Annotated in this window: 26 protein-coding genes; 17 read left to right on the forward strand and 9 right to left on the reverse strand. The window is 62.8% G+C overall.

Going from position 1 to position 23,657, the window contains the following annotated elements:
* The first annotated feature begins 43 nt into the window (after window positions 1-43).
* On the forward strand, window positions 44-1,246 hold the full coding sequence (locus tag VII69_01885; protein ID HEY5093846.1) for a VIT1/CCC1 transporter family protein: 1,203 nt from the start codon (window positions 44-46) through the stop codon (window positions 1,244-1,246).
* A gap of 15 nt (window positions 1,247-1,261) precedes the next feature.
* A complete protein-coding gene (locus tag VII69_01890) occupies window positions 1,262-1,846 on the forward strand; it encodes a suppressor of fused domain protein (protein HEY5093847.1) in 585 nt (194 codons plus the stop codon).
* A 3-nt stretch (window positions 1,847-1,849) separates the two neighbouring features.
* On the opposite strand, the gene VII69_01895 is transcribed toward VII69_01890, so the two are convergent.
* Entirely contained in the window at window positions 1,850-2,269 is a 420-nt protein-coding gene (locus tag VII69_01895) for a molybdenum cofactor biosynthesis protein MoaE (GenBank protein ID HEY5093848.1), read from the reverse strand.
* Window positions 2,266-2,511, reverse strand: a complete 246-nt coding sequence (locus VII69_01900) for a MoaD/ThiS family protein (GenBank protein HEY5093849.1) — start codon at window positions 2,509-2,511, stop codon at window positions 2,266-2,268. Before VII69_01900 ends, VII69_01895 begins: the two co-directional genes overlap by 4 nt.
* 147 nt (window positions 2,512-2,658) lie before the next feature.
* Between VII69_01900 and VII69_01905 the strand changes: the two genes are divergently transcribed.
* From VII69_01905 to VII69_01925, 5 genes are all read left to right on the forward strand, one after another.
* Window positions 2,659-3,264: a superoxide dismutase gene (locus VII69_01905; protein HEY5093850.1), complete on the forward strand. Its 606-nt coding sequence runs from the start codon at window positions 2,659-2,661 to the stop codon at window positions 3,262-3,264.
* Between the two features lie 19 nt (window positions 3,265-3,283).
* The gene (locus VII69_01910; protein ID HEY5093851.1) at window positions 3,284-4,054 is read left to right on the forward strand and encodes an enoyl-ACP reductase; all 771 of its coding nucleotides are present in this window, start codon (window positions 3,284-3,286) and stop codon (window positions 4,052-4,054) included.
* A gap of 90 nt (window positions 4,055-4,144) precedes the next feature.
* On the forward strand, window positions 4,145-4,354 hold the full coding sequence (gene iscX / locus VII69_01915) for a Fe-S cluster assembly protein IscX (protein HEY5093852.1): 210 nt from the start codon (window positions 4,145-4,147) through the stop codon (window positions 4,352-4,354).
* 27 nt (window positions 4,355-4,381) lie between these two features.
* Window positions 4,382-5,059 (forward strand): LON peptidase substrate-binding domain-containing protein, encoded by a 678-nt coding sequence (locus tag VII69_01920; GenBank protein ID HEY5093853.1) that lies wholly within the window; start codon window positions 4,382-4,384, stop codon window positions 5,057-5,059.
* Window positions 5,060-5,062: 3 nt separating this feature from the next.
* The gene (locus VII69_01925; protein HEY5093854.1) at window positions 5,063-5,677 is read left to right on the forward strand and encodes a CoA pyrophosphatase; all 615 of its coding nucleotides are present in this window, start codon (window positions 5,063-5,065) and stop codon (window positions 5,675-5,677) included.
* Between the two features lie 48 nt (window positions 5,678-5,725).
* Here VII69_01925 and VII69_01930 read toward each other — a convergent pair whose 3' ends face one another.
* The 3 genes from VII69_01930 to VII69_01940 form a co-directional block, all read right to left on the reverse strand.
* Complete coding sequence (locus VII69_01930) at window positions 5,726-5,992, reverse strand: YciI family protein (protein ID HEY5093855.1); 267 nt, start codon at window positions 5,990-5,992, stop codon at window positions 5,726-5,728.
* A 74-nt stretch (window positions 5,993-6,066) separates the two neighbouring features.
* Entirely contained in the window at window positions 6,067-6,969 is a 903-nt protein-coding gene (locus VII69_01935) for a hypothetical protein (GenBank protein ID HEY5093856.1), read from the reverse strand.
* 88 nt (window positions 6,970-7,057) lie between these two features.
* Complete coding sequence (locus VII69_01940; protein ID HEY5093857.1) at window positions 7,058-7,621, reverse strand: DoxX family protein; 564 nt, start codon at window positions 7,619-7,621, stop codon at window positions 7,058-7,060.
* On the opposite strand from VII69_01940, the gene VII69_01945 reads away from it, so the two are divergent.
* Complete coding sequence (locus VII69_01945) at window positions 7,620-8,633, forward strand: NAD(P)/FAD-dependent oxidoreductase (protein HEY5093858.1); 1,014 nt, start codon at window positions 7,620-7,622, stop codon at window positions 8,631-8,633. The genes VII69_01940 and VII69_01945 overlap by 2 nt on opposite strands.
* A gap of 169 nt (window positions 8,634-8,802) precedes the next feature.
* Window positions 8,803-9,378 carry a hypothetical protein gene (locus tag VII69_01950; GenBank protein HEY5093859.1) on the forward strand — a complete coding sequence of 192 codons (576 nt, stop codon included), beginning with the start codon at window positions 8,803-8,805 and terminating at the stop codon, window positions 9,376-9,378.
* 19 nt (window positions 9,379-9,397) lie between these two features.
* Here VII69_01950 and VII69_01955 read toward each other — a convergent pair whose 3' ends face one another.
* Both VII69_01955 and VII69_01960 read right to left on the reverse strand, forming a co-directional pair.
* Window positions 9,398-10,177 carry a hypothetical protein gene (locus VII69_01955; GenBank protein ID HEY5093860.1) on the reverse strand — a complete coding sequence of 260 codons (780 nt, stop codon included), beginning with the start codon at window positions 10,175-10,177 and terminating at the stop codon, window positions 9,398-9,400.
* Between the two features lie 143 nt (window positions 10,178-10,320).
* Window positions 10,321-11,004 (reverse strand): hypothetical protein, encoded by a 684-nt coding sequence (locus VII69_01960; protein ID HEY5093861.1) that lies wholly within the window; start codon window positions 11,002-11,004, stop codon window positions 10,321-10,323.
* Here VII69_01960 and VII69_01965 point away from each other — a divergent pair.
* The 4 genes from VII69_01965 to thiE are packed head-to-tail and all read left to right on the forward strand — an operon-like array spanning window position 11,003 to window position 13,871.
* Window positions 11,003-11,875, forward strand: a complete 873-nt coding sequence (locus tag VII69_01965; GenBank protein ID HEY5093862.1) for a thiazole synthase — start codon at window positions 11,003-11,005, stop codon at window positions 11,873-11,875. The genes VII69_01960 and VII69_01965 overlap by 2 nt on opposite strands.
* Before the next feature lie 10 nt (window positions 11,876-11,885).
* Window positions 11,886-13,016 carry a 2-iminoacetate synthase ThiH gene (gene thiH / locus VII69_01970; protein HEY5093863.1) on the forward strand — a complete coding sequence of 377 codons (1,131 nt, stop codon included), beginning with the start codon at window positions 11,886-11,888 and terminating at the stop codon, window positions 13,014-13,016.
* A complete protein-coding gene (thiS, locus tag VII69_01975) occupies window positions 13,013-13,222 on the forward strand; it encodes a sulfur carrier protein ThiS (protein ID HEY5093864.1) in 210 nt (69 codons plus the stop codon). Before thiH ends, thiS begins: the two co-directional genes overlap by 4 nt.
* Window positions 13,223-13,226: 4 nt before the next feature.
* Window positions 13,227-13,871: a thiamine phosphate synthase gene (gene thiE / locus VII69_01980; protein ID HEY5093865.1), complete on the forward strand. Its 645-nt coding sequence runs from the start codon at window positions 13,227-13,229 to the stop codon at window positions 13,869-13,871.
* Here thiE and VII69_01985 read toward each other — a convergent pair.
* On the reverse strand, window positions 13,854-17,459 hold the full coding sequence (locus VII69_01985) for an EAL domain-containing protein (GenBank protein HEY5093866.1): 3,606 nt from the start codon (window positions 17,457-17,459) through the stop codon (window positions 13,854-13,856). The genes thiE and VII69_01985 overlap by 18 nt on opposite strands.
* Before the next feature lie 185 nt (window positions 17,460-17,644).
* Here VII69_01985 and VII69_01990 point away from each other — a divergent pair, with 185 nt between their 5' ends.
* The 4 genes from VII69_01990 (at window position 17,645) to VII69_02005 (ending at window position 22,590) form a co-directional block, all read left to right on the forward strand.
* A complete protein-coding gene (locus VII69_01990) occupies window positions 17,645-18,229 on the forward strand; it encodes a sulfite oxidase-like oxidoreductase (GenBank protein HEY5093867.1) in 585 nt (194 codons plus the stop codon).
* 501 nt (window positions 18,230-18,730) lie between these two features.
* On the forward strand, window positions 18,731-19,630 hold the full coding sequence (locus VII69_01995) for a hypothetical protein (protein ID HEY5093868.1): 900 nt from the start codon (window positions 18,731-18,733) through the stop codon (window positions 19,628-19,630).
* The gene (locus tag VII69_02000) at window positions 19,627-20,835 is read left to right on the forward strand and encodes an amidohydrolase family protein (protein HEY5093869.1); all 1,209 of its coding nucleotides are present in this window, start codon (window positions 19,627-19,629) and stop codon (window positions 20,833-20,835) included. Before VII69_01995 ends, VII69_02000 begins: the two co-directional genes overlap by 4 nt.
* A gap of 75 nt (window positions 20,836-20,910) precedes the next feature.
* The gene (locus VII69_02005; protein ID HEY5093870.1) at window positions 20,911-22,590 is read left to right on the forward strand and encodes an ABC transporter substrate-binding protein; all 1,680 of its coding nucleotides are present in this window, start codon (window positions 20,911-20,913) and stop codon (window positions 22,588-22,590) included.
* Between the two features lie 8 nt (window positions 22,591-22,598).
* Here VII69_02005 and VII69_02010 read toward each other — a convergent pair whose 3' ends face one another.
* The gene (locus tag VII69_02010) at window positions 22,599-23,642 is read right to left on the reverse strand and encodes a zinc-binding dehydrogenase (protein HEY5093871.1); all 1,044 of its coding nucleotides are present in this window, start codon (window positions 23,640-23,642) and stop codon (window positions 22,599-22,601) included.
* Between the last annotated feature and the right edge of the window lie 15 nt (window positions 23,643-23,657).

Here is a 23,657-nt window from a genome sequence, read left to right on the forward strand (position 1 = left end):
CTCTGCATGAGTGCGCGGTCGCACCCTTGAAGCACGGCTACGCATGAAATCTTCGGTGAGCAAGACCGACCTCAATCTTTGGATGGCGTTCATCGACGAAGCGAAGACCCATCGTCTCTATAACGCGTTTGCGCAACAGGCAATGCGCGAAGGCCACCCGGAAGTCGCCGAAGCGTTCATGGAGGCCGCGGGGGCGGAGATCATCCATGCGATGATGCACCTCCAAGCGCTTGGCGCCGTGAAGTCGAGCGTTGAGAATCTGCGCCAAGTCGTAGAAGAAGAAGCGGTCGAGAGCCGCGTCACATATCCTCGCTACATCCGCGAGGCCGAAGACGATGGCCGGCCGGATGCGGTCGCTTCGTTTCAGCTAGCGCTCAATCGCGAAGAGCATCACACGGTCATGTTCAAGGCCGCGCTCGACACCTTGAATGCGAAAGTCGCTTCAGCCTCGCCGCCGCCCGCTCAGCACGCTGCCCAGCCTTCGTGGACGCGCACGGCACACGGCGTGGAGAAGATGGCAGGGCCTGCGGAAGTGACCGAAGAGCGCGGGCGCATCGCCACGCGTTCGAGGATCCGCGAGCTCGTGTTCGGCGCACAGGACGGAATCCTCACGACGGTCGGCGTCGTGTCGTCGATCTTCGGCGCCGCGCAAAGCAACAGCGTCATTCTGCTCGCCGGCCTCGCGTCCGCATTCGCCGGCATGGTGGCGATGACGGCCGGTTCGTACCTGTCGTCGAAGGCAGAAGACGACGTGGCCGCATCGGAGATCCAACGAGAAATGCGCGAGATCAGCGAGCGGCCGGCAGAAGAGCTGGCCGAACTCGTCGAGATCTACAAACGGCAAGGGATGGCGCCGGAGCTCGCGCGCGACGCCGCGCTTGAAGTCGCGCGTGACCCGCGCAAGATGCTTGCAGTGATGGCGCGCGAGGAGTTGGGACTCGACGTTGAAACACCGAGCAGCGCGATCAAGGATGCGATGGTGATGGCGCCGTCGTTTCTCGGCGGCGCCGCGATACCGATCATCCCCTACACCTTCATGCACGGTCCGCCCGCGTTGACCGCATCCATTCTCGCCGCCGCCGTAGCCCTCTTCGGCATCGGCGTGGTCAAGGCAAGAGCCGCGTCGACCAACCAGTGGCACTCGGGAATCGAAGCGTTCGCTATCGGCGCGAGCGCCGCATTGCTCGGCTACGTCATCGGCACGCTCATTCCCAACGCATTGGGCATCTCGGTTCCGGGCGGCTAGGCGCTGCAGGCCGTGGTGCTTCCGTTCGATCCCGAGCGCGCCGCGGCGCGCATCGTCGACCACTACGGGCAGCGATTCGGAACGTCCGACGACTCCGCGCACCGGTTCTTTCCCGGCACCGGATGCTCGGCCAACGTCTACCGGTTTCCGCCGAGCGAACAGCGCGAGGTATACACCTACGCGGCAGCCCACGCGCACGGCCGCATGGCGTTAGCCGAAGAGAACGGGCACGCGCACGCCGAGCAGTATTTCTCGGTCGCGCGAGAAGCGCAGGACGTGCTCTACGATCTCACCGCCGTGTGCGCGACGCACGCGTGCGGGAAAGGCGCGCGCGTCGACGAGTGGGGCATCGTTTCGCTCGCGCAAGAGATACCCGGCACGCACGGCATGTCAGCGTTGTTGGCCGCGCCAGCGATCTTCGAAGGCGATGCGTTCGAGTATCTCACGCTAGACGGATTGCATCTGCGATTTCTCTGGGTGGTGCCGATCTTCGCGAGCGAGGCCGAGTATCGGAAAACGTCGGGAGCAGAAGCGCTGCAGCGGCTGCTCTTCGCTAAAGGCGTCGATCTGGCCGACTTTTCGCGGCATCCGTTGGCGTAACGCTCACGGCCGGTCGCCGACCCACACGGCGCCGTCGGGCCCGTGTTCTTTTTTCCAGATCGGCGCGATCTGCTTGAGCCTGTCGATCGCGAATCTGCACGCGTCAAATGCCGGCTGCCGGTGCTCGGCCGCGACGGCGATGATCACGCTCGTGTCTCCGACCGACAAGACGCCGGTGCGGTGGTGGATCGCGATCCCATCGACGGCGAACTTCACACGGACCTCATCTGCTATCTGCTTGAAGACGCCTTCGACCATTTCCGGGTACGCCTCGTACTCGAGCCGGCTCACGTCGCGATCGAGCGAACGTGCGCGAACTCGCCCGACGAATGTGACGAGCGCGCCTGCCCCGGGTGATGCGACGGTCGAAGCGACCGCGGCTTCGTCGAGAGGTTCTCCGCTCAACAGAAAGCGCTTGGTCATCCGCCTGCGACCGGGGGAAGCACGGCGACCTCATCGCCATCGCGCAGCGTGGTCTGCGGCTCCGCGAACTCGCGGTTCACCGCAAACGCGATTCCACGGTCCGAGGACGGCAGACCCGGATGCGATCGCCGGCACATGGCCAGCGCATCGGCAGCGCGCGAACCGGCAGGCAGTTCCACGATGAGTTCGGAGACACCAGCGGCCTCGCGGTGGAAAGCGAAGAGACGAACGGTGATCTGCATTGGCGACGCTGCACAAGGTACAACGGCGTCAAGACGGAGTCCCCTCTGGACGGCGCAGTTCGCCGAGGAGTTACGCGCCGCGCGGCTAATCCCACAAACCTTTGCACGAAGAAGCCGTGAGAGTCCAAATCGAAGGAGAGAGAAATCATGCCGTTTGAAGTGCCGCCACTGCCGTACGCCTACGACGCGCTCGAGCCGCACATCGACAAAGAGACCATGACCATCCATCATGACAAGCACCACGCCGCATACGTCACCAATCTGAACGCGGCAATAGAAAAACACGCCGAGCTTGGCGGCAAATCCGCCGAAGCCTTGCTTAAGGACCTCAACGCCGTGCCGGAAGACATCCGGACGGCGGTCCGGAACAACGGCGGCGGTCACGTGAATCACTCGATGTTCTGGTCCATCATGAAGCCCGGTGGCGGCGGCGCCCCAACCGGCCCGCTCGCCGACGCGATCACGAAGACGTTCGGCGATTTCGAAAAATTCAAAACGCAGTTCAACGACGCGGGAGTGAAACAATTCGGCAGCGGTTGGGTCTGGCTCGCGCGCGGTTCGGATGGCGGATTGAAGATCCTGAGCACGCCGAATCAAGACAATCCGATGTCGCAAGGTTTGCACCCGGTGATCGGCAACGATGTCTGGGAGCACGCCTACTATTTGAAGCACCAGAACAAGCGGCCCGATTATCTCGCGATGTGGTGGAACGTCGTCGATTGGAATGCCGCGACGGCGCGGTTCAAATCGTAACGCGCGTCGAGAGCCGACGATGACGTTGCTTGCCGGCAAAACCATACTCGTGACCGGCGTCGCGAACCGCTGGAGCATCGCGTATGCTGTCGCGAGGGCGTTATCGGCCCACGGCGCAAAGCTCGTCCTGACGTATGAGGGCGAACGCACCAAGGGCGAAGTCGAAAAGCTAGGTGAAGAGCTCGGCCAAGCCGCTGTTTCGCAATGCGACGTCGGCAAGGACGAGAGCATCGCTTCGCTGCGCGCGTTCTTGGAAGCGCACGGAGCACAACTCGACGGCGTGTTCCATAGCATCGCCTTCGCGCGCAAAGAAGAGCTGGCCGGCAAGTTCTTTGCGACATCGCGCGATGGATTCGCGCTCGCGCTCGATGTCAGCGCGTATTCGCTCGTCGCGATGGTCCGCGAGCTCAACCCGTTATTCGCGCCGCGCGCATCGGTGATGGCCATGACGTATCTCGGTTCGGTTCGCGCCGTTCAGAACTACAATGTCATGGGTGTGGCCAAGGCCGCGCTGGAAGCGTGCGTCCGGTATCTTGCATTAGACCTCGGCGGACTCGGCGGCGTTCGCGTGAACGCAATCTCGGCCGGACCGATAAAGACAGCGTCGGCTCGCGCCGTCGGCGGCTTCACGAGCATCCTCGCCGAAGTGGCTGCAAAATCGCCGCTTCGACGTAACGTCACGCAGGACGATGTCGCTAACGCGGCGGTATTCCTTGCGAGCGACCTATCGACGGCGGTCACCGGCCACATCCTTTACGTCGATGCGGGTTATAGCGTGATCGGCGTATGACGATCGTTCGGCGGTGCGCGACAAAGGTCAGCGGCGGACGGATGCCCAACTTACGGGTCCGCTAAATCAAAAAGAGGGGAGGGACGGGTTATGGGCCTCACATGGCAGGACGTCGACGACATCGGCTTCGAGCTTTCACAGGCTCACCCGGACGAAGACCCCGGGCAGGTCGCCCTGCCTGAATTGCTGCGCATGGTGACGGAACTCGACGATTTCGAGGATGATCCCGAACGCGTCGACGAGCGTTTGCTCGAACGCATCGCGCAAGCTTGGGAAGATGCGTTCGCGCGCAACGCCTAATAACCAGCCGGCGCGCGCGCCACAGATATGCGATTCACACTAGGACTTTTTCCGCTCAGCACGGTGCTCGTGCCGGGCGCCACGCTGCGCCTTCACATCTTTGAAGAACGCTACAAGCAGTTGATCGGCGAGTGCATCGCCGGGCGGCTTGCGTTCGGCGTCGTTCTGGACCGGCAAGGGCGAGAGATCGGCGACGAGCTCGATCCATTCGATGTCGGCACGGCCGCCGAAATCCGCGAAGTATCCATGCTCTCGCAGGGGCGGCTCTTCATCGTCACCCACGGGACCAGTCGATTTCGCGTACGGCGCGTCATCGCCAAAGAGCCGTACTTGTCGGCCGAAGTCGAATATTTGGAAGAGCCGGTCGGCCATGCAGAAACCGCGGAGCGCCTTCGCATAAGCGCGGTGGATCACTTCAAGGAGTATCTAAGCGCTTTGCTTGCGGTGCCGCAAAGCGACATCGACCGTATCGATCTGCCGACCGATGCGGCGGCATCATCGTATCTCATCGCCGATGCGATGCAGGTCGCGCCGGCCGCCAAGCAACGATTGCTCGAGGCAGATTCCGCATCCGACCGGCTGCGTGACGAACTCGATCTCTTGGATAGCGAGACGCGTCGATTGCTCGCCGCGCGTGCCCGTCGCGAGTCAGATCCGATGTCGTCGTTGCCGGCACCCTTCGACGTCCGATTCTCAAGCAACTGATCCGTGCGCGCCGGCTCCGTCGAACGACTGCGCGCGATCATCGCCGCTAGGGCCCGGCGCATCTTTGACGCCGAGCGCGATGTCGATCATACGGGCGGATATCGACCGGCTCCGGTCCGGCGTGCGGCGGTGCTCGTCTCCATAGTCGGAGGCGAGGAATCTCCACAGCTCCTGTTATTCGAGCGCACGTTGGAAGTCGCGGACCATAAAGGCGAGATATGTTTTCCGGGCGGTTCCATCGAGCAAAGCGATGTCGATCCGGTGTCGGCAGCACTACGAGAAGCGAAGGAAGAGCTCGGCATAGACCCGGCCGACGTCACCGTGCTCGGCTGCCTCGATGACGTGCACGCCGTCAATTCGAATTATGTGATCACGCCTGTCGTCGGCCACATCGAGACGATGCCGGCCCTAGTCCCCGACTCCACGGAGGTAGCAAGACCGATCGTCATCAGCGTCGCGGACTTGAGCGCACCGGGCGCGTGGACATTGGAGCGCATCAAAATCGCCGGCGTCATACGCGAGTTCGAGGCGCACCGGATCGACGGCGGCCTCATCTGGGGCGCGACCGCCCGGATACTTCGGTCATTCCTCGCGATATGGAAAGAAGCACAGGCCTAGTCGCCGTTCTGTAGGAGCCGACCTTTATGGTCGGCTCCGCTTGCCCATTTACGCCGGATCGAACGCCGACGTAAACCCGCGGATCGTGAACTTCAATTTTCCGTCTCGATAGTATGGATCCGCGTCGACGAACGCTCGCGCGACGCTTTCGTCGGCCGCTTTCAAGACGTAAATGCCGCCTTTGCCATCGGCAAAAGGACCGGACTCGGAAATGTCGCCGCTGGCACGCGCGGCAGCCACATACGCCCGGTGCGCGTCGACGGTACGCGCGCGGGCTTCCATATCCGTGTAGTCGATCAGCACGAGAAATCGCATGGAACTCATCTCCTACAGAACGGACGGGGCAAGCGGGGCCGACCATAAAAGTCGGCCCCTACAACTGGTTCGGGTTAGGCCGAGTAGCCTTTCAGCATCTCGTGAATGCGGCTCGTGATCGCAAGCGCGCCATCGTGTTTTCGTTGCCACATATTGCGGCCGAAGATCAATCCCGTGACGCCGGCTTCCATGCCCAAGCGCGCTTTGTGGATGAGATCATCGTCTGACAGTTTGCTGCCGCCGGAAATGAGGACGAGCGTGCGACCCGCCGACTTCACGACTTTGCGCAGCGCTTCTTCTTCGGTGAACTTCATGGTGTCGTAGGGTTTGGGCTGTTTATCGTTGGCGTCGACCTTCGGCACATTGAGCTTCACGATGTCGGCGCCCATTTCGCACGCCACGCGCGCCGCGTAGTCCACGGCATAGAGCGAGTCCTGGCCGCCTTTGGTCTTGATGGCGGCGCCGCGCGGATATGCCCATACGATGAGCGGCATTCCGTAGCGGTCGCATTCGTTTCGCACATCGGTCAGTTGGGCGATGTCCTCCCCCTGCGACGGTGAACCGACGTAAAGCGTGTATCCCACCGCGTCGGCGCCCAGACGGACGGCGTCTTCGACGGTCGCGGTGAGCGGCGAGAACGGGTCATCGTCGCTTGGGATGTTGGTCTTGCCGTTGATCTTCAGGACAAGCGGTATTTTGCCGGCGAACTTGCTGAAATATTTGGCCGCCAACCCGTAGTGCAACGCGATGCCGGAATAGTTGCCGTCGAGCGCCAGATTATACTCGAAGTCCGGATCCATGCTGTCGGGGTTATCGAAGAAATCGACCGGTCCGTGTTCGAGGCCTTGATCGATGGGCAAGAACAGGAGCGTACCGTTGCCGGGTCCATATTCGTACAACATGCGATGGAGTCGCGCGCGCTTACCGGGAGAAAGTCCGAGATCATCGAGAGTTGGTCGGGAGACCTTGGTCAGCATGTCCGTCCTCCAGCGCTAGTCATGTGGCCGAACGGGCTTCGGCGTCCCGATTACACGCACCTAGCCTCCCCCTCGATGCGCACGCTCGTCAACCAGGAGTTCGGCCCCCTTTTCGGCGTCCGAATAACGCGTCGAGACCGAACACGGCGCCGGTCGGCAATACGAGATTGAGCGCCGAAGCGATCGCGGTGATGATGTCGAGACCCGCATAGCCGTCGAGATGGGCAAAGGCATTCTTTGCGGCCCAATACTGCAGCGCCAGCAATAATCCGACCAGGCCGCCGATGCGCGAGAACAGTCCGAGCACGAGCGACGCACCCGTCAGCGTTTCGCCCCATTCGACCATCGTCGCGAACACGGTGACGTGCGGCAAGACGGTGTTGGCGATGAAATCATGATAAAAGCCTTCGGTGTGCGCCGTCATGCCCGTGAGAAATTGGTAGCAGTCGCCGTTCGGCAGCGCCCATTGCGCATCGGTCAGTTTGCCGTAGCCGTGGATGAGCCACGTCGCGCCGATCAAAATGCGGAAGGCGGCGAGCCACGCGCCGTATTGTTTTACCGTAGCCATGCCGGGGGCATACGGCCGTCGCAACGGCGACACCTGTCGCGGTGCGGGAAGAAACGCGAGTCCGGCGTCCAATGAGGCCGTCATGGAGATATTTGACATCACCGTGATCGGCGGCGGACCGAGTGGGCTTTTCGCCCTCTTCTACGCCGGCATGCGCGGCGCAAAAGCAAAAGTCATCGACGTGCTGCCAGAGCTCGGCGGCCAGCTTTACGCGCTCTATCCTGAAAAATACATCTACGATATGCCTGGTTTTCCAGCGATCGTCGCGCAAGATCTTGTCAAAGGATGCGTGGACCAAGCGTTTCAATGGCCGCACGCCAAATGTCTCGAGGAGCGCGTCACCGATATTGCGCGAGATGAGGATGGCGCTTTCACCATTGTCACGGACAAGGCTCGGCACCGCACCCGAGCCATCGTGCTCACGACCGGGATCGGCGCGTTTTCGCCGCGCAAACTTGCCGCGCCCACTGCAGAGCGCTTCGAAGGCTCCGGACTGAACTACTATGCGCGCGCGTTCGACGAATTTGCTGGTCTTCGCGTCACGATCGTGGGCGGCGGCGATTCGGCCGTCGACTACGCGCTTGCGTTGGAGCCGCGAGCCGCAAGCGTCTCTGTAGTGCACCGGTCTGCGTTTCGCGCGCACGCCGCCACCGTCGACCGGCTTCGCGCATCGAAAGTGCACATCCATCAGCCCGACTTCGAAGTCGAAGAGGTCCACGGTGACACACACGTCAGCGCCGTGACGATCGTCAACAAGAAGACCAAAGAGACGCACCGCTTGGAATGCGACGCCATTCTGTGCGCGCTGGGGTTCGTCTCAGATCTCGGCACGCTCAAACAATGGGGCATAGCCGTCGAAGGAAACGGCATCGTGGTGAACACGGCGACCCAAGAGACGAGCGTCGCCGGCATCTACGCGGCAGGCGACGTCGTGAGCCACGCGGGCAAACTCAAGCTCATCGCGTGCGGCGCGTCGGAAGCCGCGATCGCCGTCAACCAAGCGATGCACTACATCAATCCGTCCGACAAAGTGCAGCCGGTCCACTCCAGCAACCTCACGCTGCCGATAACCGCGACGTTGTCGGACGTGCGCTGACCCTCCGACCGTGGGGTGCCGGAAGCCGGGGTGTATGAATCGGTGAAAGCCGATGAATCCGAGCGGCGGTAGTTGATATTTCCCGATTCCGCCGCGTCCCCGGCGCAGGCACCCCACGGTCGGAGGGTCAGCGGGCACGCCGAAACGCATTGCGGATGTTAATCGTTAGGTGACCATGCATGCAATAATTTTGGCCGTGGTGCTCGCCGGCGATCTGCTGGCACACATGGCGGCGCCCAATGCCGGGCTCACATCGTACGAAGTGCCGGTGCACTTCGATGTCGACCTGCACTCGTTTCTCTCGATGCACACGGGACTTGACGGCAAAGCCTATTTCAAACGGCCGGACAAAAGCGCCGTCGATTTCGACACGGTGCCGATGCTTGCGGATGCGTTCAAGCATCTAGCCGGCACGCTGGGCACGCCGGAGACTTGGCCGCAGACGTACGACATCACCCTGAATTCAGACACCGAATTGAAACTTGTGCCCAAGAAGGCGGGCAACGTTGCTGCAGTCATCGTCGATGTCGATCCTGCGGACTACGGCATCGTGCGCGAACGATGGCACTATAAGGACGGCGGCTCGATAGATGTGCACCAGACAAACGCCGTGGTCGGTGGATTCTTGCTGCCACGCAAAGCGATCGGCGATTTCGATCTGACCCAATACAAGGCGCACGTCGTGAGCGACTACGGCACCTACAAGCTCAATATCGACATACCCGATTCGGTATTCGCTAAATAGGTCAGCGCGGAGTCTAGGCCTACGATGCGGCCGGCGGAATCATGGGCGGAACGGGCGTAGCAGTCACGACCGCGCCGCTTTGAAGCAGCGAATAGAAGCGCGTTATAACGGTTATGGTGTATGCGAAGATGAACGCGCCGACGATCAACGCGATGATCTGGCCTATGACCGGAATGATGCCGAGCACCATGTTGATCACAAATCCCACGATATACGCGACGATGGCGGCTAACACGGCGATGATGCTCGGTCCGAAATTCTTCGTCACGAGCCGGTAAGACTCGGAGATCGCGGAGATGCCCGATTGTCCGCCCAAGACGATCGCCTGAAAGCCGTACATCATGAGGATTCCGATGATGAGCGGTCCGATGAACGTGATGGCGACGATCGCACACGCGACGCCCATGATGACCCCGAAGATGAGCAATTGGACGAGGTTCGCGACGGCCTTGCCCGCGGCCCCTCCGATATCTACCGGACGTCCGGCCAAGGCGTCGTTGGCAGCGATGATCGTGGCGGCGCAGGCGATCAATCCCAACACGACGGCGACAAGCGCGATGATCCAAATCGTGCCCATCAAACTGCTGAGTGCGGCCAAGCCAGCGCCGTTGTCGCCGTGACTCATCATGGCCGCTAACCCGCCGGCTGCCATGATGCTTCCAAGTCCGAGAACAAGCGCGAGCACGACGACGATGATCCCTACGATCAACTGCGGAACCGCGAGCATCCAATTCTTGACGACGACTTGAAAGGCCGCGGTCGCTTCGGCGACGGGATCGAACGTCCGGTTGACTGCCATCGCAGCTCTCCTTCATGCACGGTAAGGCGGACGCTGACTACCGTCGAGCGACCATCGCCTATCTTCTACGGCGTCGTGGCTGTGAATTCCCTTAGGGGGCGCCGGGCGGCGGCGTCGCGCTTGCGGCGGCAACGGCGCTCGTATCAACGCGTGCGCCCGAAAGCAGCGTGGTAGAAGTGGACTGAGAAAAGGGCGATGAACGCGGCCAAGTTCACGACTCCCACGCCGATCGCGAGCACGATACCGGCCAGAATCAAGATCAACGTCGGGCCCACGTTGGCACGAGCGAGATCCGCCGAATCGAGCATCGCATTGCCAGGGTTTTTTCCACCGACGACGATCGCCGGCAGCCCATACATGAGGAGGAACGCGGCGTAGATGGCGGCTCCAAAAAGCGCGATGAAACCGAAAACGCCGAGGATGCCGTGCGAAATCATGGCGAGCAGCGCAACGACCAATTCGGCCACGAGTCCGACGCCGCAGATGATGACGTAGAAGACGAATATGCTTCCGGCATGCTTCGGGCCGCTCGTCATCAACGACGCAAAGTCCACCGTCCGGCCGGCAAGCGCGTCCGCGGAGGCTCCGTACACGGCGCCGGTTGACAGCAGCGACAAGACCAAGCCCACGAGCGCAGCAAGACCAAATCCCACGAGCAGCGTTGGGGTGAAGATGTTTTGGATCGTAGCCGGACTCGAAAGCGCGGCCGGCGACATGAGCGCCCCGAAAAATGCGAATCCGCCGAAGGCCAGCAGGATGAGAACCGGAATAAGTATGGCGACGATGATCGGCGCCTCTTGGACGGGGTCGAATGGCCGGACAGCCATGGCTATCTCCTGCGTCCGCGGGTGCGGGGAGCGTTCATTCCCGCGCAGAACCATCTTCTATCCCACATCGCCTCAGGGAGTCCCCACGTTGTCCGACCAGCTCATCATCGGCGGGAGGGCGTTGCGCTCACGCCTCATCCTCGGCACCGGTAAGTTCGCGAGCAACGAAGCGATGAGGGCCGCCATCGCGGCATCCGAGGCCGAGATGGTGACGGTCGCCGTGCGGCGCGTCGATCTCGATGCGCCTTCGGATCCGATAACGGCGTACATCGACAGCTCGAAAATCCTCATCCTACCGAACACGTCGGGCGCTTCGACGGCAGATGAGGCGGTGCGCTTAGCCAGGCTCGCACGCAGCGCTGGGCTTCCGCCGTGGATCAAGGTCGAGGTCATACCCGATCCTCGTTATCTCATGCCCGATCCCATCGAGACGCTGCGCGCGTGCGAACGGCTGGTGCAAGACGGATTCACCGTGCTTCCCTACATACACGCCGACCCTGTCTTGGCAAAGCGCCTGGAAGAAGTCGGCGTTGCTGCTGTGATGCCGTTGGCCGCGCCAATCGGTTCCGGCCGTGGGCTCAAGATGGCGGCCGCCATCGCGATCATCATCGAGCAAGCGAACGTGCCGGTGGTGGTTGACGCCGGGCTGGGCGTTCCTTCGCACGCGGCCGCAGCAATGGAGATGGGCGCGGACGCCGTGCTCGTCAACACCGCGGTTGCGACCGCTTCCGACAGCGAAGCGATGGCGCGCGCGTTCGCGCTTGGCGTGCGCGCGGGCCGGCTCGCGTTTCTTGCGGGCCGCGCTCCGGAGTTCGCCGCGGGGAGCGCGTCGAGCCCGCTCACGGGTTTTCTATCCCCGATCGTGCGCTAGCGGCGTCGCTATGACTTTCTCCGAAAACTTCCAACCGACGTTGATACGAGACGCGCTCGCGCGCGCGGATCACGTCGACGCACGCGGCGTGCGAGCCGCGCTCTCCTCAGGTGTCGAAAATCTCGACGCGGCCGCCGCGTTGATCTCGCCCGCCGCGGCCGATATGATCGAGGAGATCGCGACGCTCGCCCATCGCGCCACGGTCGAGCGATTCGGCTTGACCATGCAGATGTTCGCGCCGCTCTATCTCAGCAACGAATGCGTGTGCACGTGCACGTATTGCGGATTTTCGATGGGCCTGGACATCCGGCGTAAGACGTTGCGCCTCGACGAAGTTGCGCGGGAAGCGCGCACGCTCGCGGACCGCGGATTTCGCAACATCCTGCTCGTCTCCGCGGAGCACCCCAAACGGGTCGGCGCCGACTACGTCGCGCAATGCGTGAGTGAGACCAAGCGCCATGCCGCTTACGTCGCGTTGGAGATCGCCGCTGCCGAAGAAGAGGACTACCGGATCTACGTGGGCGCGGGCTGCGACGGGGTCGTGTTGTATCAAGAGACCTACGATCCGGACGTCTATGCCGCGCACCATCTCGGCGGGCCGAAAAAGCGTTACGCCTGGCGGATGGACGCACTCGAGCGCGCATCCCGCGGAGGCATACGTCATCTGGGAATCGGCGCGCTGCTCGGTCTCGGGGACTGGCGGTTCGAAGCGCTTGCGCTCCTGCAGCACGCGCGCTGGCTCGAACGGCATTGTTGGCGGTCGCAGATCAACGTTTCGTTTCCACGCATCAATCCTGCGGAGGGCGGCTTCACGCCCGCACATCCCGTCGGCGTCGCGGAGTTCGTCCGCATCCTTTGCATGATCCGGCTGGCATTGCCGACCGCCGGCATCGCGCTCTCGACACGAGAAGCGCCCGACCTGCGAGATCGGCTCGCACCGCTTGGCGTCACCCATATGAGCGCCGGCTCGAGCACGGAACCCGGCGGATACGAAAATCCGGGTGAAGCCGGCGAGCAGTTCGAGCTGGAGGATCTGCGATCGCCGGACGACGTCGCCTCCGGACTCCGCGCCATGGGCTACGAACCCGTCTTCAAGGATTGGGAAGTCATGCAGGCACCCGCGAGCGCGGCGCGCGCATGAACAACATCATCGTCAGCGTGAATGGACGTTCGACCACCGTGCCGCACGGCGCGACCGTCACGGATCTCGCGGCCCAGCTCAAGCTCGCGACAAAAATCGTCATCGTCGAATTGAACGGCGCCCCGCTTTCTCGCGAAGAGTTTCCGACGACCGTTCTCGGCCCAGGCGATGCGATCGAGATTGTGCAGATGGTCGGCGGCGGTTGACGCTGTGACCGTGCCTGCACGGGTCGACCGGGTGCGCCTCTATCTCATCACCGACGCGCGCCCCGCGCTTCGGCCGTTCGAAGCGTTCTTAGAAGCCGCCATCGCGGGCGGCGTGGACATGGTGCAGTTACGCGATCGCGAACTCGATGATGCCGGGCTTCTCTCGATGGCGATCCGGGGCTCAGAGGTCTGCTCGCGCCTTGGCGTTCCGTTCATCGTCAATGACCGGGTGGACATCGCGGTGCTCGCCGGTGCGGACGGCGTCCATCTCGGTCAAGACGACATCCCGCCGTCGCTCGCGCGCCGCCTCGTCGGTCCGACCGCGATCGTGGGGCTGTCGACGCACTCGCCCGAACAGATCGGCGCCGCCGAACGCGAGCCCGTCGATTACATAGGTGTCGGCCCGGTGCATGCCACGCCGACCAAGCCTGGCCGCGCCGCAGTCGGCACCGCACTTGTTCGCTACGCCGCAGCTCATTGCACGCGTCCGTTTTTCGCGATCGGGGGGCTCGAGCCGTCGAACGTCGCGGAGGTCGTCGCGGCGGGAGGACGCGGTGTATCGGTGCTGCGCTGGGTTTCACAAGCGCGCGATCCAAGGGCGGCCGCCTTGGAGATGATCGCCGCGCTGCCCTCAGGCGCTCGCCGCTAGCCTGCGCCCTTCGGACAACAGCGCTTCGAATTCGCTGGCCGGCACCGCTTTGCTGAACAAGTAGCCCTGCATCTCGTCGCATCCGACCCGGCGCAGGAATGCGAGCTGGGTCTGGGTCTCGACGCCCTCGGCGATCACGTGAAGGCGCAAGCTGCGCGCAAGACCGACGATCGCGGCAGCGATGGCTTCATCGAATGCATCGACAGAGATATCGCGGACGAACGAGCGATCGATCTTGAGCGTGTCGACCGGAAAGAGCTTGAGATAGCCGAGCGAGCTGTAACCCGTGCCGAAGTCGTCGACGGAAAGCCGGAGGCCTTTCGCCTTGAGGCTCTTGAGCGAGCGGATCGTCTCTTCGGTATCCCGCATGACCACCGATTCCGTGATCTCGAGCTCCAGGCGATTCGCCGGCAGGCCGGACGCGGCCAGAGCACGGTCGATCACTTCGCCGAGGTTTCTCTCTTGAAACTGCCGGGCCGAGATATTGACCATCATCCGCAGCGGATCGTGACCGTTTGCGTCCCAAGCGCGCGCTTGTGCGCAGGCGCAATTCAGCACCCACTCGCCGATGGGCACGATCAAACCCGTTTCCTCCGCGAGTGGGATGAAGTCGGCGGGCATCACCAAGCCGTGCTCGGGATGGTTCCAGCGCAGCAGCGCTTCGGCGCCGACGATGGATCCGGAGGCCAGACTGAGGACCGGCTGATAGTGAAGCACGAGCTGTCCGCGGTCGATCGCCCGCCGCAGATCGCCTTCGAGGGTCAACCGGGCCAACGCTTTCGCGTTCATGTCCGCGGTGAAAAATTGGAAATGATTGCGGCCGGCGTCCTTGGCTTTGTACATGGCCGCATCGGCGAACCGGATCAGGCTGTCGACGTCGCGTCCGTCGAACGGAAATACGCTGATTCCCATGCTCGCGCTCGCATAGAGTTCGCGGCCGTCCACGGAGAACGGCGTGGTGAACGAGTCCACGATTCGTTTGGCGACCACCGTCACGTCGTCCACGTGCGCGACATCCGCGAGCACGATGATGAATTCGTCGCCGCCGGATCTCGCCACGGTGTCGCCGGTTCTCAGACACTGCGAGAGCCGTTCCGAGACGCGTTTGAGCAGCCTGTCGCCGGTCGAATGTCCGAGCGTGTCGTTGATGTCCTTGAAACGATCCAGGTCAAGGAAGAGCACCGCCGTGACGCGGCCGTTGCGCCCGGCGTGAGCGATGCTCTGCGCGAGACGATCGTCGAGCATCACTCGGTTCGGAAGATCGGTAAGCGCGTCGTGATGCGCGAGATGCGCGAGCCGCTCTTCCGCGTGTTTTCGCTCGGTGATGTCGAGCAACGTGCCGAAGAGCTTCAGGGCAACGCCGTCCTTGTCCAGCACGTACCCGCCTTGTTCGTGAACCCAGCGCACCTCACCGTCGTGCCGCTTGATGCGATGATCGAGGCTATAGGGGACGTGGTTGGCCTCGGATTCGACTATCGTCCGGCGCACGGCGTCGACGTCTTCCGGATGGTCGAACTCGTAAAAACCGGCCGGCGCGATCGAGTCTCGGCCCGGCACGAGTCCAAGGATCCTGTAGCACTCGTCCGAGTACGTTGTCGCGCCGGAGTGAAAATCGCGCTCCCAATTGCCGAGGTGAGCGACCTCCTGAGCTGCGGCGAGTGAGACTTCGCTTTTCCTTAGCTCGGCTTCAACCCGCTTCTGATCGGTGACGTCGATAGCGATGCCGAGCACACCGCTCACGCTTCCGTCGGCCGCGCGTATCGGCTCCAAATGCACGTTGAAAAGCCGGCCCATCCAATCCTGGAAATACTCCGTCGACATCCCGTCCAGCGCTGCGCGGTGATGCTGCTCGATCGCGACCTCGGGATCGATGCCTTTGAAGTACGTCTGCAATTCCATCCCCACCGCGTTCTCGCGGTCGAGGCCGATGCTATTCAGCGCCTTGCCGTCGGTCCATGTGACGCGCATGTCATTGTCGGTCGCCCACATCAGCGCCGGCAATTGGCGCACGAGAAGCGCCAACCGGCTTTCGGCTGCCCGCACCGATTCTTGCGCTTCCATCTCCGCCGTGATGTCGAGCGCAATGCCGATCGCTCCTGTGATCGTTCCGCCGGCATCGCGTAAAGGTTCGATGTGCGCCCGGAGGCGGCGTTCGCCGATCGTAGCGAGGAAGCTGCACGCTTCGCCGTTCAGTGCGATCCTATGCGCCTCGAGCGTCTCTGTGGTGAACTCGCCGGATCGCGGAATTTCGTGCAGCAGCGTGCCGACGAGCTGTTCGGGCCTCAGACCGAGCACGGCCAAGCCGGCGCCCTTCGAAGACGTGATGCGAAGATCGGTGTCGACGGTCCACAGCGTCGCCGGCATCTCGTCGAGGATGATGCGGGATCGAGATTCTTCCGCGCGCAACGCAGTTTCGGCACGCCGTGAAACGGTTACGTCGACGAGCACCGAGACGGAGCCGATGATATCGCCGCCTGCGTCGCGAAACGGCTCGACAAACGATTCGACCGAACCGCCCGGCTCGTCTTCGACGAGGGTTGAAGATTCGCCGCCGAACGCGCGCTCGTGCATTTGCACGATGGCGGCCGTATATATGTTGTCGCTCGCCAATAGATCACGGATGTTGCGGCCGACGAACGACGTCACCGGACCGCGGAACACCGGAAGCTGCGCGCCGGAGGCCGATGTGACCCGCATTTCGCGATCGTACGTCAATACGGCGACCGGCAACTGCGACATCAACAGCGCGAGCCGGCTTTCGGTCGCAACGCGCGCCTCTTTGTTCAGCTGCTGCTCGCTGACGTCGTGCCGGATCGTCATCCAGTTGAGGATCGATCCGTCCGCGCTGCGGATCGGCGACGTCGTCAGCTCCACCCACATGACGATGCCATCGCTCGTGTCGCGCCGGTGGCGGACCGAAGACGCGACGCCGGCTTGAACGGCGTCGCGAATCTTGCCAAGCGCGGCGTTCTGTTCCGCGTCGTGATAGAATATTGCGGGGCTCTGGCCGATCAGTTCGGCCGGCACGTAACCCGTGTAGCGTTCGATCGCGTCGTTGGCATACACGATGCGGACGAGGCCGTCATCGCGCACTTCCGCATCGTACACGACGACGCCGGCATCCCAATCGGCGACGACGGCGGTCAGAAGCTCGAGCCGGTTGCGCGAGGCTTCGAGTCCGGCCGGCGATTGGCGGCGCGCCATTTCGCGATCGATGCATGCGCGAAGCGAAGTCAGATCGTGTTTAAGGATAAGATCGCACGCGCCGCGCTTGATGACGCTTGCGGCGGACAAAGCATCCAGCTCGCCGGCCACCACGATTAGCGGCGCGTCAGAACCGGATGTGCGCAGGATCGCGCAGACATCTTTTGAGTGCAATCGCGGGAGTTCGTAGTCGCATACGGCGACGTCCCACGTCCCTAACGCAAGCGAGCGCCGGATGGAAGCTTCGTCGTCAACGCGTGCGTGCTCGACGTCGAATCCCGCATGCCGTAATTCGGCCACGATGAGATCGGCGTCGATCTGTCGACCTTGGATGAGGAGCGCCCGGAGTGGAACCCGGACGTCGCCGCGTTGGGAAGCGGGCATGAATGCGTTTGACGACTTTCTGCTCGATGATGCGTGTTATTGTAACTATCGGTCGGAGAGCGCAAAGCCACGTCGCAAAGCCCTCGCCTTGCGCATGCCATGTCCCGCACACCTCGAGATACGCGCGCCTATCCCGCCCCGGCATTTTGCGAGGCGCGCTGTGCGTCCGGCGCGAACCCGCTGTCATGTCTCAACCGTCTCCGAACGATGATCTCGCCGTCCGGCTGCCGCCCGGCCAATATGCCGCACGCGATTTTCCGGTCTTGCACGTCGGTTCGGTTCCACCGTTCGACCCGAAGAAGTGGCGGTTCACCGTGAGCGGTGAAGTCGAGCGGCCGCAGGTGTTCACGTGGGAATACTTCATGTCGCTGCCGACCAAAATCGTACGGACCGACATCCATTGCGTGACGCGCTGGACCAAGTTCGACACGACGTGGGAGGGCGTTCCCTTCGCCGAGATCGCAAAGCTCGCCGGCGTCAAACCCGCCGCGAAGTTCGTCGTGACGAGTGGGGCGAACGGTTACTCGGCAAACGTGCCGCTGAGCGTCGCGCTAGACGACGACGTCCTGTTCGCGTACACGTACGAGGGCAAACCGCTCGAACCGATCCACGGCGGTCCGCTGCGGATGTTCGTGCCGAAGCGTTATTTTTGGAAGAGCACGAAGTGGTGCACGGGCGTCGAATTCAGCGCCGTGGATCAGCCGGGCTTTTGGGAAGTCCGAGGATATCACAACAACGGCGACCCTTGGAAAGAGGAACGCTACTGGTAATCAATTCCGATTATGTAGGAGGGCAAGCATCGCTTGCCCCGTTTTTTTCCATCTCTCGTACTAGGGCAAGCATCGCTTGCCCAGCGCAAAAAAAATAAGGCCGACCATAAAAGTCGGCCCTACAGCGATTTAGCTGGCGTATCTGTATTCTGGCGCTAGCGTCGCGGGAAGAATGGACGGCTCGCGTTCGGCAACGCGGTAACCGGCGTCTTGCGCTTCGTCGGCGCAATGCTCGCATACTTTGACGGTCCGCGTGCGCAACGTCGTTATCCGGTGCGCGAGGTAATGCGAACCGAGAAGCGATTGAGTGCCGCAGAATGCGCAAGTGGACATGTATGTTTGCGGTGCCTCCAGTGGTCGTTTGAGATTACCCTAACTGAAACATAGGACACGCTGCGCGCGAGAATGTTACTTGCACGTCAGGAAAGAAGCGGCGTTGCGACAAGGGCGAACGTCCGTTCGTAGGTGTGAGTGATGCGTCCAGGCGCGACGGCATTGAGTGTGGCCATTTTAGTCGTCGGCTTCGCCGGAGCGGTCGAGCTTCGCCCGTTCGTCGCGTTTCTTCACGGCTATTTCGTCGATTCGGTCGTCGGGCTCGCGGCGGCCTACTTAGCATTTTCAGCATGTTCGGGGGCGCTGGCGGTCAATGCGCGCGAGCGATTCGCCGCACTTGGCGCTCTCGGCGGCACTCTGGCCGGCGCCGCCTTGTTGTACGCCGACATCACAATCGGACCGCCGGTGCGCATCCCAGCCGCTCCCGGGCAAGCCTTCGCCGAACCGCACGTACCCGCGGTCGCCGTTCTGTTTCCGGCATTGCCCGGCGCCGATCGACCGATCACGGATTGGCCGCAGAACGTCGAGTTGCGCGACGGCGGCGCGATCCGGCCGCTCGCGCCGGGCGACACGGTCCGGGCGAATGTGATCGCGTTCACAGTCGTGAGCTGGCCGATAGCGCGAGTCCGCGCTCGGGATCCAGAAGGACGGCCGGTCACGACCACCCAGCCGAACGGCGCAGCCTTTCTTTCGCCGTATCTGACGTTTCCCGACCTCGATACCGACGGAAGAGAAGTCGATTATTTCAGCGTGCCGCCGCTGCATCGCGATATCGGCGTGAAATACTTTCCCGGCCTGCCCGCGCGCGGTATCGACGTGCCGTTTCTCGCATTGGAGATCCGCGAGGAAAACGGGGCGAAGCTCTATGACGGCGTGGCAGTGGATGGCCGGCCGCTCGCGAAAGCGGGTGTCATCTTGGACTTCGCGCTCGGTACCTATCCATGCGTCATCATGACCGGCGCCGCGCCGCTGTGGATTTTCGCGTTCGGGTCCGCACTCGTGCTCGCCGGCGTTGCCGGCTACGTCATCTTCACGTGGCGGGCGGCCGGCGCAGGCAACGCTGTATGAGCGCGAAACGGACGATCGTCAACGTGCGCGCGATGCTCGACGGCACGGGCTCAGCGGCGCGCACCGGCGTGGCCATCGTGATCGAGAACGGACGCATCGCCGCGATCGAGCGCGCACATAAGAGCCGTGCTGCCACGGACGAGACGCACGTCATCGACGGCGGCGCGCTCACGGCCGTCCCCGGCTTGATCAACATGCACGCCCATCTCGACTCCATGTGCGGACCCGACTTCGCCATCGCGGCCCGGCTGGCCACGGAGGCTGCAAGCGCGCTCGCAGCGGCGCACAACGCGTGGCGGACGGTGCGCTCCGGCGTGACCACAGTGCGCGACCTCGGCAATCCGTTCGGCGTGGCGATCGCGCTGCGAGACGCGATAGAACGCGGACACCTTCGCGGGCCGCGTGTGCTCGCGGCCGGCAAGATCGTCTGCATGACCGGCGGTCACTGCTGGTACATCGGTCTTGAATCTGACGGACCGCATGAGATGCGCAAGGCTGTTCGGGAAAATCTCAAAGCCGGAGCGGATTGCATCAAGGTGATCGCGACCGGCGGCGTGCTCTCTCCCGGCGTTGAAGTCGGCCACGCCCAGCTCGACATCGACGAGCTCAGCGTCGCGGTCAACGAGGCTCATCGCGCCGGACGGCGAGTGGCAGCGCACGCGATCGGCGCCGCAGGCGTCAAAAACGCGCTCCGTGCGGGCGTGGACACGATCGAGCATGGATGTTATCTCGACGCTGAATCGATCGCACTGTTCCAAAGCGGTGGTGCGACGTACGTCCCTACGCTGTCCGCGCCGTACTGGCTTCGCAAACACGTGGACGAGCTGCCCGCGTACGCCGCACGAAAGACGAACGAAGTGTACGACGCCCATCGCGAGAGCTTCGCCGCTGCGCTCAAAGCCGGGGTGCGGATCGCCGCCGGCACCGACGCAGGCACGCCGTTCAACAACCACGACATGTTCGCGCACGAATTGGTGTTGATGACGGAGCTGGGCATGAGCCCTGAAGACGCGCTCTTGTCCGCGACGTCGCGCGCCGCCACAGCGCTCGGGTTAGACGGCGAATGCGGCACGCTTGCGCCCGGTTTATCGGCGGACATCGCGCTCGTCGACGGCGATCCGCGAACCGACGTGAGTGCGCTCGGCCGAATCCGCATGGTCTTCGCGCGAGGCCGCTGCATCTCGCCTGCGAACCACGATGCCTGAACGAGAAAAGGCCGAGGCCATAGCCCCGGACCTATCTATGATGGAGTCGGTCGTCGGCTCGCGAGCGATGCAAACATGACCGACCGGCTCCTTTATCATATATCGGTACCGCGCTGCAAGACCTTAACAGCCGCGCTCCGACTGTTCGTCTGCTTGCTCGCATGTTCGGGCATGGCCGGCTGCGTCAAAGTAGGCGAGAATGTAGGCGGACCCACATCGTCCACGCGCGGCGTCCTGCGCATCGGCTCGTCGGAGGACCTGGACTCGCTCAATCCGGTGCTTTCGGACGAATTGTTCGTGACCGATGTTTGTCAATTTATTTATTCCGGACTTATCGACTACGATGATCGTGGACGGGCCGTTCCAGATGTGGCGCTTGCGATTCCCACGCAGGCGAACGGAATGATAAGCCGGGACGGAAGAATCGTCACCTATCATCTTCGGCACGGCGTGAAATTCTCCGATGGAGTCGCATTGACGTCGGCGGATGTGAAATTCACGTACGATCAGATCATGAATCCGCGCAACAACGTTCCGTACCGGCAACCGTACGACGACGTGACCGCGATCGATACGCCCGATCCCTACACGGTGGTCGTGCACCTCAATGAACCGTCCGCACCGTTCGTCGGAACGTTCATGCACAATGGGATCGTCGGATCGATCATGCCCAAACACCTGCTCGATTCGTTCACCGATCTTAACCATGTGGACTTCAACAACCATCCGGTGGGCAGCGGTCCTTTTGTGGTGAAATCGTGGCAGCCGGGATCGCTGCTCGACCTGACCGCGAATCCGCTCTATTGGCGCGGGCCGCCGCGACTGCACGAGATCCAATTCGAGATAATCCCCAATCAAAACACGCTGCTGACGCTCGTGCGCAGCGGCGGCGTCGATCTCTATTTCAACGCTCCGGAAACGCAGGAGTCGGCTCTTGCACAGGCGCCGGGTTATCACGTGACGGCCGTGCCCAACATGAACTACGAACACATCCTCTTCAATTGCGCGCGTCCGCCGTTCGACGACGTGCGGGTCCGGCGCGCGATGGCGTACGCCATCGACTGGCGCCGGCTGCAGCATAGCGCGTACCGCGGCGTCGGCCACACGGGCATGACCGACGTATCGCCGCTCTCGTGGGCGTACGATCCGTCGGTCCACGATTATCCGCACGACCCAGTGCAGGCGCGGGCGCTGCTCGCACAAGCAGGTTGGCTACCCGGCGCCGACGGCGTACGTGCAAGAAATGGCCAGCGGCTATCGGTGACGATCGCGTCCGTAGCCGGCGCCACCGTGCGGGCCGATGTCGAGCAACTCGTGCAGGCAGACCTGAGGCTCGTCGGCGTCGAGCTCGAAGTGCGGAACTATCCCGCGAATCTGCTTTTCGCGCCGCTCGGCGCGAACGGAGTGCTCGCAAGCGGAAAGTTCGACATGGCGCTGTACGGCTGGAGCTACACCGTGCCCGATCCCGACGACACCGCGACGCTTGGGCCGCAGTCGCTGCCGCCGAACGGCGTCAACTATGCGTTCTACGTGGACCGCGAACTCGGTGATTGGCAGCGCGCCGGGCGGGTATCCTACGATCCCGCGAAACGCAAACTTTACTACGCAAAGATCCAACGGCGCATCCACGATGACGTGCCCATCTACACAATCGTGTGGCGAGCCAACGTCGACGCCGTGAGCGACCGGATGAGAAATTTCAAGCCGGCGCCGGCGATAAGCGATTTCTGGAATTCGTACGAGTGGGATATCTGAAGCGATCGCTAGTCGAATGAAAGCGCGAGCTTGCCCGTGAAGTCCCCTGCGGCGAGTCTGGCGAATGCGGTCCGCGCTTCGCTCGCGGGGTAGACCGTGTCGACGACCGGCACGATTCCGGCCGACTCGATGAAGCGCAGCAATGCGAGAAAATCTGCAAGCGAGCCCATGGTCGATCCGAGGACGCGCAATTGCCGCCAGAAGATGCGCGCGAGATCCGCGGGCGGATTGGGTCCGGCGGTCGCACCGGCCACCACGATCGCGCCGCCTGCGCGCACGGCGCGCAAGCTGGTGGCCCACGTGGGTTCCCCAACGGATTCGATCACCGCGTCGACGCCGTCTCGGCACAGCGATAGGATCGCTTTGCTCGCGTCGCGGCCCGCAAGCACGCCGTGATGTGCGCCTATAGCCGCCACCGCATCGAGCTTGGCCTGCGAACGAGAAGACGCGATCACCGTGATGCCCGCCGCGCGCGCCAACTGGATCGCGGCGGTGGCAAGCCCGCCGCCCGCGCCCTGCACTAAAACGGTGCTTCCCGGCGCCAGCGATGCCTTGACGAATAACATGCGATACGCGGTCAGGTACGTCGTTCCCAAACTCGACGCTTGCGCAAACGTGAGCGCGGGAGGCTTGGCCACTATGCAATGCGCCGGCACCACGAGGTGATCGGAGAACGCGCCTTCGCGGTCGCCGTCGCTGAGCATCATAAATCGCTTGCACAGCATCGGATCGTCCGCGCGGCACGCATCGCATGCGCCGCAGAAGATGACCGGATAGACCGTGATAGCCGAGCCCGGATCGGGAGAGCCCGGCGGACGCCCCGGGCCGTATTCCTCCACCGTGCCGGCCGCGTCGCAGCCGAGAATGCGCGGTGGGGTGATCGGATAGGCCACGACGCCGCGCAATGTGAAATAATCATGGTGGTTCAAGGTGGAAGCGCGCACGCGGATGCGCACGTCGCCCGGACCAAGCAGCGGCTGCGGCATTTCGCCGATCTCAAGATTTGCAAGCGGCGTGTCGCCGCCGAGTTGCTTTGCGAAAACCGCGCGCATGTGCTCTCCTCGTCG

It is taken from the genome of Candidatus Eremiobacteraceae bacterium (genome assembly GCA_036511855.1).
Classification (GTDB): domain Bacteria; phylum Vulcanimicrobiota; class Vulcanimicrobiia; order Eremiobacterales; family Eremiobacteraceae; genus JABCYQ01.

Excerpts from the sequence above, each read along its gene's own strand:
- VII69_01885 (HEY5093846.1), top strand. The coding sequence starts at position 44 with ATGAAATCTTCGGTGAGCAAGACCGACCTCAATCTTTGGATGGCGTTC.
- VII69_01895 (HEY5093848.1), bottom strand. The coding sequence starts at position 2,269 with ATGACCAAGCGCTTTCTGTTGAGCGGAGAACCTCTCGACGAAGCCGCG.
- VII69_01900 (HEY5093849.1), bottom strand. The coding sequence starts at position 2,511 with ATGCAGATCACCGTTCGTCTCTTCGCTTTCCACCGCGAGGCCGCTGGT.
- VII69_01905 (HEY5093850.1), top strand. The coding sequence starts at position 2,659 with ATGCCGTTTGAAGTGCCGCCACTGCCGTACGCCTACGACGCGCTCGAG.
- VII69_01910 (HEY5093851.1), top strand. The coding sequence starts at position 3,284 with ATGACGTTGCTTGCCGGCAAAACCATACTCGTGACCGGCGTCGCGAAC.
- iscX (HEY5093852.1), top strand. The coding sequence starts at position 4,145 with ATGGGCCTCACATGGCAGGACGTCGACGACATCGGCTTCGAGCTTTCA.
- VII69_01920 (HEY5093853.1), top strand. The coding sequence starts at position 4,382 with ATGCGATTCACACTAGGACTTTTTCCGCTCAGCACGGTGCTCGTGCCG.
- VII69_01930 (HEY5093855.1), bottom strand. The coding sequence starts at position 5,992 with ATGCGATTTCTCGTGCTGATCGACTACACGGATATGGAAGCCCGCGCG.
- VII69_01935 (HEY5093856.1), bottom strand. The coding sequence starts at position 6,969 with ATGCTGACCAAGGTCTCCCGACCAACTCTCGATGATCTCGGACTTTCT.
- VII69_01945 (HEY5093858.1), top strand. The coding sequence starts at position 7,620 with ATGGAGATATTTGACATCACCGTGATCGGCGGCGGACCGAGTGGGCTT.
- VII69_01940 (HEY5093857.1), bottom strand. The coding sequence starts at position 7,621 with ATGACGGCCTCATTGGACGCCGGACTCGCGTTTCTTCCCGCACCGCGA.
- VII69_01955 (HEY5093860.1), bottom strand. The coding sequence starts at position 10,177 with ATGGCAGTCAACCGGACGTTCGATCCCGTCGCCGAAGCGACCGCGGCC.
- VII69_01965 (HEY5093862.1), top strand. The coding sequence starts at position 11,003 with ATGGCTATCTCCTGCGTCCGCGGGTGCGGGGAGCGTTCATTCCCGCGC.
- VII69_01960 (HEY5093861.1), bottom strand. The coding sequence starts at position 11,004 with ATGGCTGTCCGGCCATTCGACCCCGTCCAAGAGGCGCCGATCATCGTC.
- thiH (HEY5093863.1), top strand. The coding sequence starts at position 11,886 with ATGACTTTCTCCGAAAACTTCCAACCGACGTTGATACGAGACGCGCTC.
- thiS (HEY5093864.1), top strand. The coding sequence starts at position 13,013 with ATGAACAACATCATCGTCAGCGTGAATGGACGTTCGACCACCGTGCCG.
- VII69_01985 (HEY5093866.1), bottom strand. The coding sequence starts at position 17,459 with ATGCCCGCTTCCCAACGCGGCGACGTCCGGGTTCCACTCCGGGCGCTC.
- VII69_01990 (HEY5093867.1), top strand. The coding sequence starts at position 17,645 with ATGTCTCAACCGTCTCCGAACGATGATCTCGCCGTCCGGCTGCCGCCC.
- VII69_02000 (HEY5093869.1), top strand. The coding sequence starts at position 19,627 with ATGAGCGCGAAACGGACGATCGTCAACGTGCGCGCGATGCTCGACGGC.
- VII69_02005 (HEY5093870.1), top strand. The coding sequence starts at position 20,911 with ATGACCGACCGGCTCCTTTATCATATATCGGTACCGCGCTGCAAGACC.
- VII69_02010 (HEY5093871.1), bottom strand. The coding sequence starts at position 23,642 with ATGCGCGCGGTTTTCGCAAAGCAACTCGGCGGCGACACGCCGCTTGCA.